The organism is Mycolicibacterium nivoides, from assembly GCF_003855255.1.
Lineage (GTDB): Bacteria > Actinomycetota > Actinomycetes > Mycobacteriales > Mycobacteriaceae > Mycobacterium > Mycobacterium nivoides.
The window spans coordinates 6,099,997-6,112,212 of record NZ_CP034072.1; the positions used below are offsets into that span (position 1 = coordinate 6,099,997).

Below are 12,216 nucleotides of genomic sequence, written 5' to 3' on the forward strand. Positions count from 1 at the left end.
AGGAGCGAATCCGTCACGAAACAAGACTTGAGTCCGACTTCGCAACATCGCGCCAGGCAGAGTGCTACTCGGGCTCGTCCGGCTGAGCGCCCGACAGCACGAGGTCCAGCAATGCGCGCAGTTCGGCGCCGAGATCGGACGCTGGGGGCTCCTCCTGGATCCACTGCGACATCGCGGAGACGTAGCCCGACGCGAGCAGCCGTCCGACCCGTTCCGGTCGCACGGACGGTCGAAGGACCGCCTCGGTGTCCACGATGAGGGCGGCGAGGTCCACCCCGACTGGATGGTCGACCAGCATCGTCGTGTGCAGGAGGGCTGGCGGGACTAGCGCGCACATCTCCGCACGAGCAGCGGAGTTCGAGAGGGCCAGGGCGTCCAGGTAGGCACCGAGCACTTCACGAAGTGGCCGACCCGCCACCCCATCAGTTCGCGCTGACCGCCCAGCCTCATTCCGTCGTCGCCGCATCCATTCCTCAAGGAAGAGCGTCTTGCGCGGGAAGTGCGTGAAGACGGTGCTGCGCGACAGTCCCGACCGCTCGGCGATCTCGTCCATCGAGGACGCCTCGAATCCGCGTTCAACGAACAGCGCGATGGCAGCTTCGTAGACCCGGTCGTGCCGCTCTGCTCTCTTCAGCGTCCGCCGGGTCGGCTCCTGCCGCGCACCACGGCCACGCGTTCGCCCGCTGGCTGTCTCGGAGCGCTCTGGATCCATCGCCCCAGTGAAACACGGCGGTGTCGTCGTTCCGCGAGCCCCGGCGCGGATAGACGGATAAAAGACCGAGTCCGTATGTAAACGTCCGGCCACCGGGGCCGGCGGCTTCGAGCGTGCGGACCGGATCCGACGCGGAGCTTTTGAAGATAGTGGCAGACGGATGTCGCAAGAGGTCCGTCTGCGCTCGAAGTTGCCGGCGATCGGCACCGAACTTTTCTGGAGAAGGCCATCGCACCCGATTGATCGTTCTGCGTTGGGACTGTGGCGAATACCGACAGCGGCCGCGTGTCGAGCACTAGACGCCCCCGGGCGACTGCCGGAACTCGTCCGCGGCGACAGGAACCGCTGGAATAATCCCGCTGGCCACTACAGACCGGCGTCGCGAAGCGCATCAGCAACTACCCGAAGGCAGGACGTGAAGCCCTTGCGTCCATGCTCATCGATCCAGAGGTCGAAGGCATTCTGGAAGGCGATCGTGGCGATCTGTGAAAACAGCTTCGCCGTGCCGGATTCGATGTGGCGGTGCCAGCATGTCGGGGTGCTCTTGGGCAGCTTGGTGTAGACGAATTAGCAGCACGACGGATTGGGGTAGCCGACGAGCGCGGAGAGGAGAACCATTGCCGACAGCCCGTCGATCTCGGCGGAGGATCCTTCACCGCCCGATCGCGGCCAATAAACCGTAGCTGTTCGCGAGACGTTCGACCGCACGGGGCGTGGTGATCAGTGGGGCCCCAACAACCGGATCAATGCCAGCTCAGCTGTGTTCAGCGCCAACGGATCCGGTCGGTCGACTGTCAGCGGAGTCTCGTTTTCTAGAGAAGCGCGACGGATCCAGTCTCACGGGAGTCAGCTGGGCAAGTCGCCTCACTCTCGCGGACGGGTACTGGACGCCACGCTCATCGCCAAGGGCAGGAAGACGCCGTCGACGATCTCGGCGATCGCCTCCGGGGACGCTGGCCGCATTGACATGAAGAGGTCGTGGCGGAGCAGGTCGCTGGGCAGTGCCTTGATGCGCTCCGGTAGCGGGTTTGGGCCGAGTTCGCCACGGGCGGCGGCACGTTCGACGATCACGTCCATCAGCGAGCGGCCCTCGGGCAGGAACAGGGTGCGAAACCGGGCGGGGGTGCCGCCCTCCTGATCGAAGTACGCACTGAGTCGAACGGTGAACAGCCCGATGAGTCCCGACCTGCGGTCGTTCACCTCGTGCAGGACGGCGAGTACATCGTCGCGGAGGCTGCCGGTGTCTGGGGCCTTGATCTCGTCGATCTGACCGCGGCGTCGAATGGTCGCCTCCAACAAGTCCATTCGCGAGGGCCAGCGTCGGTACAGCACCGAACGCGCGGTCTCCGACCGGCTCGCGACGGCGTCGATCGTAAACCTCTCATAGCCGGCCTCGAGCAACTGATCCCATGCCGCGTCGAGGATTGCGGACTCCAGGGCGGCACCGCGGCGGCGCGACTGGGCGGGTGGTCTAGAGGACACTTGCGTAGCTTATCGTCCGCTGTTAACTTCGGGTAGATAAGCAACAGTCTTGTATCTAATCCTGAAGGAGTAGGTCGATGCCCCGTCGCAGCGCCCTCGTATCCGGCGCAAGCATCGCCGGCCCGGTCCTGGCCTTTTGGCTCGCGGAGGCAGGCTGGGACGTGACCGTTGTCGAACGGGCCGAGCGGCTCCGTACAAGCGGCTATCCCGTTGATGTCCGCGGGACAGCGGTCGAGGTCATCCGGCGGATGCGCCTGCAGGACGGGCTGGCGACGGCACGGTACCGCCGCGCTCCGATTGCATTGCTCACGCCCGGTGGGCGTCGGTTAGCCACGTTGGACTTCGGCAACCTGCTCAACGACACGGCCGCCGGCGACGTGGAGATCACCCGGGGAGAACTTGGAAGGATCTTGCACGACGCCGGCGCCAACCGGGTGGACTACGTTTTCGGGGAGTCGATCACCGGCATCGAGCAGACCGACGCGGGGGTGAATGTCACGTTCGCGGTCCGCGCGGCGCAGTCGTTCGATGTCGTGATCGGAGCCGACGGTATCCACTCCAATGTGCGTCGCCTGGTCTTCGGTGCCGAGCAGAAATTCATCCGGCACCTCGGGCCGCTGGCGGCCATCTGGGACTTACCGGCCGACAGCTTCGAGCCGGGCGACGGGTTCATGTACTCGCACGCCGGCCGGACCGTCGTCGTCGAACGGCCCACCGATAGTGCACCCGCACGCGCTTTTCTGGCCTTCGTCCACGATGACCCGGGTTCGGTGGACACGCGGGACCGGGGCACCGCCGTCGCGGCGATGCAAGCGGCGTTCGCCGAGGACCACTGGCGCACAGCGGATGTCATCGACACGGCGCTCGGCGCCGAGGACATCTACTTCGACACCGTCAGCCAGATCCGGATGGATCGGTGGAGCGCTGACCGTGTCGCATTGGTCGGCGACGCCGCCTACGCGCCGGCGTTCCTGTCCGGCCAGGGCACAAGCATCGCGATCGCAGGTGCCTACGTGCTGGCGAGCGAACTCGTCCGGCACGAGCGCCCGCACGCCGCGTTCGAGGCCTATGAACGCAGACTGCGCCACTACGTCGAGAAGAACCAGGACCTGGCGCTACGAACCGACTCGTCAATTATTGCTCGCAGCCGAAAGGATCTGTGGCGACGCAACATCCGCCTGTCGCTCGTGCCACTGCTGCAGCGACTCGGACTCGCGGCGACGTCGAGGCCCCCGCTCCGCGAGGCGGCGACGGATCTGACGCTGGGAGCCGACGATCTGCAACGGAGCCGCATTCCACGCTGACGTACTCAACGAGGACCCCCAGCGCCAGCGTCTCTCGCCACGCGAAGACCCCTGGCGCCATGTCCCGCTCCGGCGGACAGGCTCCATACCCATTCGCGTCCTCACCCAAGAAACCCAACCCGGCAACGGATCCGACATCATCAACGTCCTGGTCGACGACATCTAGAACTACGTCCAACCATTAAGCAGACAGCCCCCGCCACATCCGCGTGCTTTAATCGCCCCCATGCAGGATGCGCCTCTTGTGGACCCAGGTGATCCTGACGAGTGGTCGGCGACAATCGGCGAGATTTCTGTTTCGGAGTATTGGATATCGACACCAACTGGGCAATTTCCGATACGCGGCACCGTGTGGACGGTCACGGACATGTCCACGACCGAAGAGCACTTCCCGACCACCGCGATAGTTCTCGCGATCGTGTTTTCCCTCTTCTGTCTGCTGGGCCTACTTTTCTTGGTTCTGATGAAAGAGGTGCGGCAGATTGGGTTTGTTCAGGTCGTGGTCCAGGGCGACGGGTTCTGTTACACGACAAGAGTTCCGGTGACACACCCTCAAGACGTCCTCGCCATCTACGACGAAGTCGAATATGCGCGCGAGTTGGCCGATCAGCTGCCCGGTACCTGAGTCGTCGTTGCGGCCGAGGTCTGAACACGTGCCGGTCGCTGCTTGGCCGGGACAGTTGAACCTGTCTCACCCAGGGCACATCCCGCTGAGCCACATAGCCTCAGCGCGAGCTTTAGCGCGCGGTTCACTTGAGAGCAGGAATTGCCTCATTGGCAAGTTTTCTTGGCAGTACCCCAGCGCTCGCTGGAGGATGAAGGAATGATGTCGCAGTCCTCCGCCGAACCTCCCGTCGCCGTCGCCGAACACGTTGCGCGGTACGCAGACGAGCCACCACGACGAGTTCCTGGATATGACGCTCTGCATCAGATGGCGGCGGTGCTCCTGGCGGAAAACGCACCACCCGTTGCGCGAGTTTTGGTCGTCGGCGCAGGCGGTGGCAAAGAACTGGCAATGCTCGCCGACACCCACCCTGGATGGACGATAGACGGTGTCGACCCGTCAGAGGAGATGCTCGACCTAGCCAAATGCACGGTTGGCTCAAATCTTGGTCGAGTACACCTCATTAACGGTGTCATTGACGACGTCCCCGCCGATGCGCTCTACGACGGGGCGGTCAGTGTGCTGACAATGCATTTCCTCGACAAAGAAGAACGCCTGCGCACCATATCCGAGATCCACCGGCGGCTGCGTCCCGGTTCGCCTTTAGTCGTCGCGCATTACAGCGTCCCAGAAGTCAGCCGCGACCGGTGGATGCGGCGGCACGTTGAGTTTTGCGTCACCGCTGGCCTGGCTCGCGCCGATGCCGAAAACGCCCGACACGCCGTCGAGGAACGGGTGCCGATCCTCACCCCCGACCAAGACGAGGCCATCCTGCATGAGGCCGGCTTCAACGACGTAGCGCTGTTCTACGCCGCCCTCACCTTCCGCGGCTGGGTCGGTTACGCCTGACGCGCACAGCGGGAGCGCCCCCAGTCGACAGTTCCGCGTACCTCGGCCTAGCCGGCCCTGTCTCGTTTCCAAGAAATGAGACACGCCTTCGGCAGAGCGCCGAGGGAAGCGGCGACCAACCGCAATCCGAATGCGAATGGGTAGTAGCAAGCCCACAACAACTAAGAGGCCGGGCAACCGGCTCGGCCCCCCTGTTGCAGCACGAGAGCCGTGACCGGATGTTGGCTGCCTTGCAACACTTCTTGGAGACGTCGGGTAGTCCGTCACGGTGTTGCCGCAGACTGGGGTTACACGCCAATACCGTGACACAACGCATACGACGCATCGAGGAGCTTCTGGGGCACCCGATCGACCCCGAAGATCACTCGCTGCGTGTCGCCCCCGCCGCATCCCGCCGCCACGGACCGACCGCGCCTTTTGGACACCAACGTTCCAGCGAGTTCCGGCAATTGCCAACTTTTGCCAGTTTCCAAATGGAATTGCCAGCGGAGAACTGGAACCTACAAACACTTGAGCGTCGGCAGGGCCGACTGCTATCAGGTACATAAGCACAACTAATCCATATGAAGAACCATTAGCTGTACTTGATCACCGCTCGTACATAGCCTCAAACGCATGGCTTCACCCGTCCTCATCGGATTCCTCACCACCATGGCGTTGATCGCCGCGATCGGCGCGCAGAATGCCTTCGTGTTGCGCCAGGGCATCCGTGGGGAGCACATCGTCGCGGTGATCGCGTTGTGCACGGTCTCCGACCTGATCCTGATCGCCGCGGGCATCGCCGGTGTCGGCGCAGTCATCACCGCGCATCCCGACGCCATGGCGGTGGCGAAGTTCGGGGGCGCAGCCTTCCTGATCGGTTATGGCGTCCTCGCCGCGCGCCGCGCTTTCCGGCCCTCGGCACTCAATCCGTCCGAGCGCACCCCGGCCCGCCTGGCCGAGGTGCTGGTGACCTGCCTGGCACTGACCTGGCTGAACCCGCACGTGTACCTGGACACCGTGGTGCTGCTCGGCTCGCTGGCCAACGAACACCGGGAGCAGCGATGGCTGTTCGGGGCCGGCGCGGTCGCCGCGAGTGCACTGTGGTTCACCGGCCTGGGTCTGGGCGCGCGTCGACTGGCCGGCCTGTTCGCCACCCCGATGACCTGGCGCATCCTCGATGGCGTCATCGCGGTGATGATGGTCGCGCTCGGCGTGGGCCTCGCGGTGTCCTGAGCACCGGCCTCCACTACCTCTGCACTGTCGGAATTCGTCAGGCAAGTGTCGATCGGATTCTGGGCATGCGACAGAATTACGAGGTGAGTCCCATGTTCCGCCGTGAACCATCCCCGGCCCCGCACCCCATGGCGGATGCTCCAGCCTGGTTCACCTCCGCCCTGGAACAGACACCGGAGCACTCCACGATCGACGTCGACGGATGCCCGATTCACGTGCGCAGCTGGGGTGACCCGGACAAACCGCCGCTCGCGTTCGTCCACGGCGGCGGAGCGCACTCCGGATGGTGGGATCACATCGCTCCGTTCTTCGCCCGCACCCATCGGGTCATCGCGCCTGACCTGAGCGGGCACGGCGACAGCGGAACGCGCACCGAGTACGCCCTCTCGATCTGGGCCCGGGAAGTTCTCGCGGCATCGGAAGCCTCGGGGTCCTCGGCGCGGCCCACGATCGTCGGCCACAGCATGGGCGGCTGGGTGGGCGCCTCGGCCGCCACCCGCTACGGCTCGCAGATCGACAGCATCCTGGTCATCGATTCGCCGCTGCGCGATCGCGCACCCGAGGAAGTCCGGCTGCGGAACCGTCGCCGGGACACCGCCGGATACCCAACCGAGGACGAGATCCTGGCCCGATTCAGGGCAGTGCCGAAACAGGACGTGACGCTGCCCTATATCGGTCACCACATCGCCGTGGAATCGATACGCGAAACCGACGACGGGTGGGTGTGGAAGTTCGACCCCGACATCTTCGGCGGCCATCTGCTCGACGAAACATCTGCCGACGAGGAGATCCTGGAGAACACCTTCGCCCGAATCCCTTGCCGGGTTGGGTATTTGCGTTGCGAAGACGGGGTGGTTCCGCCTCGGATGGCCGACCAGATCCGATCGATGCTGCAACTGCGGGGTCCGTTCGTCGAACTCGCCGAGGCCGGCCACCACCCGATGCTGGATCAGCCCCTGCCGCTGGTGGCGACCATCCGCACGCTGCTGGAGTTCTGGTCGATCACCTGAGCGCGTTGTCCCGCCGAGGCGACTGTCACGTCATGGCCCCCGGTAGGCTGCCGAAGCGGATACCCATGTGCGACCGGAGGTCCGATACTCGTGCTCGACGCTGACAATGTGCGCAGCATCGCGCTCTCCTTCCCCGAGACCACCGAGAAGGAGCGCTGGGGTCATCCGACCTTCGACGTGGCGGGCAAGATGTTCGTCACCGTTCCCGACGACGAGACCTCATTTGCGGTGCGCTGCCCCCGGTTTGACCGTGAGGAATTGATCGCCGCCGAACCGCACAAATTCTGGGTCCCCCAACACGAGGCCGCCTCGGCCTGGGTACGGGTCCGGTTGGCTGAACTGGAGGATCGGCAAGAGCTCCGCGATATTCTGCTCGACTCCTGGCGCCAAGCCGCGCCCAGCCGACTGACCGAGTAGGTACGTGAGCGCACCCGCTCAGACTGGGGCGAAGCGACCGGCCCAGGGCATTGCCTGCTCGAGCTGAGCCCCCAGCTTGAGCAGCAGCGATTCACCGGCAAGCGGCGCGACGAACTGGACGCCGAGCGGCAGACCTTCCGCCGTCCAGTGCAGAGGTAGCGAGATCGCTGGGCGGCCGGTGATATTCGCCAGTTGCGTGTAGGGCACCCAGCCCAGGTTCTTGTCCACCATGTCATCGACGATCGTGGTGTAGCGCAGCATGCTTGCGGTACGAGTCTTGATCAGCGCGTCAGCCGCATGCTGCAGCACGACCGGCAGGTCGAACTCGCCGATCCGCGGCGGCAGCGTCGCCAAGGTGGGCGTCAACAGCAGGTCGTACGACTCGAAGAACGTGGTCAGCCGCCGCGTGTGTTCGTGGCGCCGCTGCACCGCATCGAGATAGTCGACACTGCTCGTGGCGCGGCCGATCGCCGCCATGATGAGTGTGTCCCGCTCGAAAGCGTCGTCACCCGCGCCGGTCAGCCGCTTGGCTTCGGCGAGCTCCCATGCGCTGTAGACGAACCAGGTCAGCAGGAAGTCGCGGGCAAGCGCGGCATCGTCGAAGGGCGCTTGAGGAAGTTCCTCGACATGATGGCCGAGTTCGGTCAGCGCAGCAGCTGTTGCCTCGACGGCTGCGAACGCCTCGCGGTGTGGCGCCGGATTGATCGCCGTGGGCACCCGCAGCCCGATCCGCAGCCTTCCGGGATCCGCCCCCACGCACGAGGCGAACGACTCACCGGGCAGGCTCGGCACGTACGGCCCCCAGGGTTCGCCGCCGCTGAGGACGTCGAGCATCGCCGCTGTGTCGCGTACCGTCCGCGAGACGACGCCTTGAACGGCCGCGCCGTGCATGGATTCTCCGACTACCGGACCCGACGGCGTCAGCCCACGGCCCGGTTTCAGCCCGACGAGACCACAACTGGCCGCCGGGATGCGAATCGATCCGCCGCCGTCGTTGGCCCCGGCACAGGGCACGATGCCCGCGGCAACAGCGGCCGCCGATCCTCCCGAGCTTCCACCCGGCGACCTATCCAGGCTCCAAGGGTTGCGAGCCGGTCCCCACGCCTCCGGCTCGGTGATTCCCTTCGCACCGAACTCCGGGGTGTTGGTCTTCCCGAAGATGACCAGCCCCGCGTCGATCCAGCGCTGCACGACGGTGGCATGCTCGGCGACGTTCAGCGACATCAGCGCACGTGAACCGGCCGAGGTGGGCAATCCCGCGTAGTCCTGGGCAAGATCCTTGATCAGAAACGGGACCCCGGCGAACGGGCCAGTCAGGTCGTCGGTCGGCGAAGCCGGAACCTCGCGCACGATGGCGTTGAGCTTCGGGTTTACCGCCGCCGCCCGCCCCTGGGCCGTGGCCAGCAGCTCAGCCGCCGAAACCTGCTTGTCAGCAACCAGTTTCGCCAAGGAAGTGGCGTCGTGTGTCCGGTACTCGTCAAAGTCCACCCCACGAACCTAGACCGCGGCGCCGTTGCGCGGTGACTTACCGCCCGGACCAACAAGCTGGGGGTCGTTGCCGCCAGAAACCCGGGTTGGGCAAGCTGAGTACCAACCGACCCGAGAAGGAGCATCCGTGGACTTCACGACGATCCGGCACGAGCTCGACGACGGAATCCTGACCGTTGTCCTCGATCGCCCGGACAACCTCAATGCCTTCACCGTCGAGATGGCCGACGAGTTGGAGCGCACCTTCGTGGCGGTCAACGACGACGACGCGGTGCGTGCCGTCATCGTGACCGGCGAAGGCCGGGCGTTCTGCGCCGGCATGGACCTCTCGAGTGAGGGCAACGTGTTCGGCCTCGACGAGTCCAAGTCGCCGAGCCTGGCCGACATGGCCGACCTCGACGACCCCGAGCTGCGCCGGGTCAGGGATACCGGCGGCCGGGTGACCCTGGCGATCTATGCCTGCCGCAAACCGGTGATCGCCGCCATCAACGGGGCCGCGGTCGGGATCGGCGCGACGATGACGCTGGCCATGGATGCCCGGCTGATGTCGACGAAGGCCCGCTTCGGGCTGGTCTTCGGAAAGCTGGGCATCACCCCGGAAGCGTGTTCGACCTGGTTCCTGCCCCGAATCGTCGGCATGCCAGCGGCGTTGGACCTGGTGTACCGCTCCGACATTCTCACCGCAGACGCTACCCGTGAGATCGGGCTGGTGCAGGCCGTCCACGAACCGGACGCGTTGATCACCGAGGCACGCGCGCTGGCCGACGCGTGGACGCGCGACCGCTCACCGGTCTCGGTCGCCCTCATGCGGCAGATGCTCTACCGGAATGCGTCCGAACCGCATCCCGTCGACGCACACCGGGTGGACTCGCTGGCGATGTTCTACACGAGCATCGGTGACGGCCACGACGGCGTGCGGGCCTTCCTCGACAAGCGGCCACCGCGCTTCTCCGGGCGGGCTTCCGACATGCCGCCGTTCTATCGGGAGTGGATCACCGGCGGCGGCCAAGCCAGTCGCTTGTAGGTTGCAAAACTCCGTGTCATATCGCGACGCCCTGACCAGCACCTTCGCGCGATAGCATCAGGTTTGGCAGACAGGTTTTTGCATTCTGGATGGCGAATCCTAGAACGATACGGTGGTGCAGAAGTTCGCGCTTGGGAGTGCTGGAGCCTGACCGGCAATCGCCGCACTCTGGCAGCGTTCGCCACTATCGGCAGTCTTCGCACAGACCGGCAGCTAGGAGATGCCTTTGGAACTTCAAGGTTGAATGGCACATACTCGTCGTCGTCGGATCGAGCCTCAGGCGGTTGTGGACGTGTTCGTGTCAAGCCTGGGACTCTGCGCCCCGTAATCGGTGCTGCTGAGCGGGTGGCTGCGAATGTGCTGGGGCGTCAGTCGGCCACATCGGTGTGTTTGGTAGTCCCGTCCGCTCCGCGTTTCGCTAGATCTTTGCGAAGAATCTTTCCTGTCGGAGACTTGGGAATGTCGTCGACGAACTCGACGAGCCGAATCTTCTTGTGTGGGGCCACTTGAGCGGCGATGAAGGCCATCACTTCTGCGCTGTCGAGGGCGCTCTCGGAGGTTGCGACGACGTACGCCTTTGGAACTTCCTGGCCGTCACGGGTGCGTGCGGCAATGACTGCCGCGTCGTGGATACCCGGATGGGTGCGCAAGAGTGCCTCCAGTTCGGCTGGCGGAACCTGGTAACCCTTGTATTTGATCAGCTCTTTCATGCGGTCGACGATCGTGACGATACCGGCAGGGTCGACAGTGGCAATGTCGCCCGTGTGTAGATATCCGTCGGCATCCAGCGTCGAGGAAGTGGCTTGGTCATCGCGGAGGTAGCCGGCCATGACGTTGGGCCCTTTGCACCATAGTTCGCCTGGCGCGGAGCTTCCCTGCGTAGGCACGGAGATCTCCGTCCCCGTCGCCGGGTCGATGAGTTTGCATTCCATGTTGGGAATGGTGGTACCAACCGACCCCAGGTCGATGTCATCGCGGTCGCGGGGGATCACATGGGACACCGGGCTCATTTCCGACATTCCGTATCCCTGACGAACCCGACATTTCAGCCGGTCCTGTAGGGCCGATGCCACGTCACGATCCAACGGCGCGGCTCCCGAGACGATCGTGTCGAGACTGGACAGATCGAACTCGCTGACCATGGGGTCCGTGAGGAGACTGATGGCAATTGGTGGTGCGATGAATGCGTAGGTGCACCGGTGGGTTGATATGGCGGAGAGGAAAGCTTGGAGTTCGAACTTGGGCATCGTGACGATACGAGCGCGCCGGTGCAAGCCGGCATTGAGGATGGTCGTCATTCCGTAGACATGGAAGAACGGTAGTGCGGCGATGAGCGTGTCTTGGGCAGTGATCCCCATGACAGGCTCGATCTGACAGAGATTTGCAATCAGGTTGCGATGTGTGAGCTTGACACCTTTGGGGTGACCTGTGGTGCCAGAGGAGTACGGCAGGACGGCGAGTTGCTGAGCTGCCTCGGCAGGCGAATGCGACCCCGAAAATGCCGCCCCCTCGGCCACCAGGTCGCGCACAGAGAGCGTGCGAGCGTCGAGGTCCATGGCGATCCTGTGTTCCTCAGGAATCCCCGCCGCGTCCGCCGCAGCTGACGCCTGCGGCTGCAATGCACTGTCGGCGAACAAGAATCGCGCGCCGGCATCGGCGAGCTGGCGGCGAATATCGTCGCTGGTGTAGAGAACGTTGATCGTCGTGATGACACCACCGGCACGCAGCACGGCGTGGTAGACGGCGGCGAATGCCGGCGAATTTGCGGCGAGCAAACCGACGACCTCGCCCGGCTTCAGGCCCCGCGCAGCGAGCGCGCCAGCGAGCACATCTATTTGGAGCAGCAGCGATCGGTAGGTCGTCGTGCAACCGGATGGTGCGTCGACGAGCGCGGGCCCATCGAGGTCGTCGGTATGCAACCCGGCGAAGAGGAATTGGTAGAGACTGGAATCGGGGATGTCGATGTCAGGGTGTGGGCCGCCGAAGCTCATGCAGAGCACTTCCTTTTGGCTCAGTGGGATTAGTCGGTGAAGAACGGGCGAAGCGCGATA

General features: G+C 64.6%; 12 protein-coding genes. 8 read left to right on the forward strand and 4 right to left on the reverse strand.

Annotated features, from left to right (window positions below):
• Positions 1-64 precede the first annotated feature (64 nt).
• Both EH231_RS29795 and EH231_RS29800 read right to left on the reverse strand, forming a co-directional pair.
• Positions 65-712, reverse strand: a complete 648-nt coding sequence (locus tag EH231_RS29795) for a TetR/AcrR family transcriptional regulator (protein WP_090433775.1) — start codon at positions 710-712, stop codon at positions 65-67.
• 864 nt (positions 713-1,576) lie between these two features.
• Positions 1,577-2,194 carry a TetR/AcrR family transcriptional regulator gene (locus tag EH231_RS29800; protein WP_090433773.1) on the reverse strand — a complete coding sequence of 206 codons (618 nt, stop codon included), beginning with the start codon at positions 2,192-2,194 and terminating at the stop codon, positions 1,577-1,579.
• A 77-nt stretch (positions 2,195-2,271) separates the two neighbouring features.
• Here EH231_RS29800 and EH231_RS29805 point away from each other — a divergent pair, with 77 nt between their 5' ends.
• The 7 genes from EH231_RS29805 to EH231_RS29835 all read left to right on the forward strand — a co-directional run bounded on the left by EH231_RS29805 (position 2,272) and on the right by EH231_RS29835 (position 7,653).
• On the forward strand, positions 2,272-3,498 hold the full coding sequence (locus EH231_RS29805; protein ID WP_090433771.1) for an FAD-dependent monooxygenase: 1,227 nt from the start codon (positions 2,272-2,274) through the stop codon (positions 3,496-3,498).
• Between the two features lie 226 nt (positions 3,499-3,724).
• Entirely contained in the window at positions 3,725-4,123 is a 399-nt protein-coding gene (locus EH231_RS29810; protein ID WP_090433769.1) for a hypothetical protein, read from the forward strand.
• 198 nt (positions 4,124-4,321) lie between these two features.
• On the forward strand, positions 4,322-5,011 hold the full coding sequence (locus tag EH231_RS29815) for a class I SAM-dependent methyltransferase (RefSeq protein WP_241177839.1): 690 nt from the start codon (positions 4,322-4,324) through the stop codon (positions 5,009-5,011).
• 218 nt (positions 5,012-5,229) lie between these two features.
• Positions 5,230-5,559 (forward strand): helix-turn-helix domain-containing protein, encoded by a 330-nt coding sequence (locus tag EH231_RS34875; protein WP_124713891.1) that lies wholly within the window; start codon positions 5,230-5,232, stop codon positions 5,557-5,559.
• 67 nt (positions 5,560-5,626) lie between these two features.
• Positions 5,627-6,226 carry an L-lysine exporter gene (lysE, locus tag EH231_RS29825; RefSeq protein WP_090433766.1) on the forward strand — a complete coding sequence of 200 codons (600 nt, stop codon included), beginning with the start codon at positions 5,627-5,629 and terminating at the stop codon, positions 6,224-6,226.
• A 56-nt stretch (positions 6,227-6,282) separates the two neighbouring features.
• A complete protein-coding gene (locus EH231_RS29830; protein WP_420891982.1) occupies positions 6,283-7,236 on the forward strand; it encodes an alpha/beta fold hydrolase in 954 nt (317 codons plus the stop codon).
• Positions 7,237-7,326: 90 nt separating this feature from the next.
• On the forward strand, positions 7,327-7,653 hold the full coding sequence (locus tag EH231_RS29835; protein ID WP_090433762.1) for an MmcQ/YjbR family DNA-binding protein: 327 nt from the start codon (positions 7,327-7,329) through the stop codon (positions 7,651-7,653).
• 18 nt (positions 7,654-7,671) lie between these two features.
• Here the strand turns inward: EH231_RS29835 and EH231_RS29840 are convergent, their stop codons facing one another.
• Positions 7,672-9,141: an amidase gene (locus tag EH231_RS29840; RefSeq protein WP_090433760.1), complete on the reverse strand. Its 1,470-nt coding sequence runs from the start codon at positions 9,139-9,141 to the stop codon at positions 7,672-7,674.
• A gap of 127 nt (positions 9,142-9,268) precedes the next feature.
• On the opposite strand from EH231_RS29840, the gene EH231_RS29845 reads away from it, so the two are divergent.
• Entirely contained in the window at positions 9,269-10,165 is an 897-nt protein-coding gene (locus tag EH231_RS29845) for a crotonase/enoyl-CoA hydratase family protein (protein WP_090433758.1), read from the forward strand.
• Positions 10,166-10,533: 368 nt separating this feature from the next.
• On the opposite strand, the gene EH231_RS29850 is transcribed toward EH231_RS29845, so the two are convergent.
• On the reverse strand, positions 10,534-12,156 hold the full coding sequence (locus tag EH231_RS29850; protein ID WP_090433756.1) for an AMP-binding protein: 1,623 nt from the start codon (positions 12,154-12,156) through the stop codon (positions 10,534-10,536).
• Positions 12,157-12,216: the final 60 nt, after the last annotated feature.

Excerpts from the sequence above, each read along its gene's own strand:
- lysE (WP_090433766.1), top strand. The coding sequence starts at position 5,627 with ATGGCTTCACCCGTCCTCATCGGATTCCTCACCACCATGGCGTTGATC.
- EH231_RS29795 (WP_090433775.1), bottom strand. The coding sequence starts at position 712 with ATGGATCCAGAGCGCTCCGAGACAGCCAGCGGGCGAACGCGTGGCCGT.
- EH231_RS34875 (WP_124713891.1), top strand. The coding sequence starts at position 5,230 with ATGTTGGCTGCCTTGCAACACTTCTTGGAGACGTCGGGTAGTCCGTCA.
- EH231_RS29815 (WP_241177839.1), top strand. The coding sequence starts at position 4,322 with ATGATGTCGCAGTCCTCCGCCGAACCTCCCGTCGCCGTCGCCGAACAC.
- EH231_RS29805 (WP_090433771.1), top strand. The coding sequence starts at position 2,272 with ATGCCCCGTCGCAGCGCCCTCGTATCCGGCGCAAGCATCGCCGGCCCG.
- EH231_RS29810 (WP_090433769.1), top strand. The coding sequence starts at position 3,725 with ATGCAGGATGCGCCTCTTGTGGACCCAGGTGATCCTGACGAGTGGTCG.
- EH231_RS29850 (WP_090433756.1), bottom strand. The coding sequence starts at position 12,156 with ATGAGCTTCGGCGGCCCACACCCTGACATCGACATCCCCGATTCCAGT.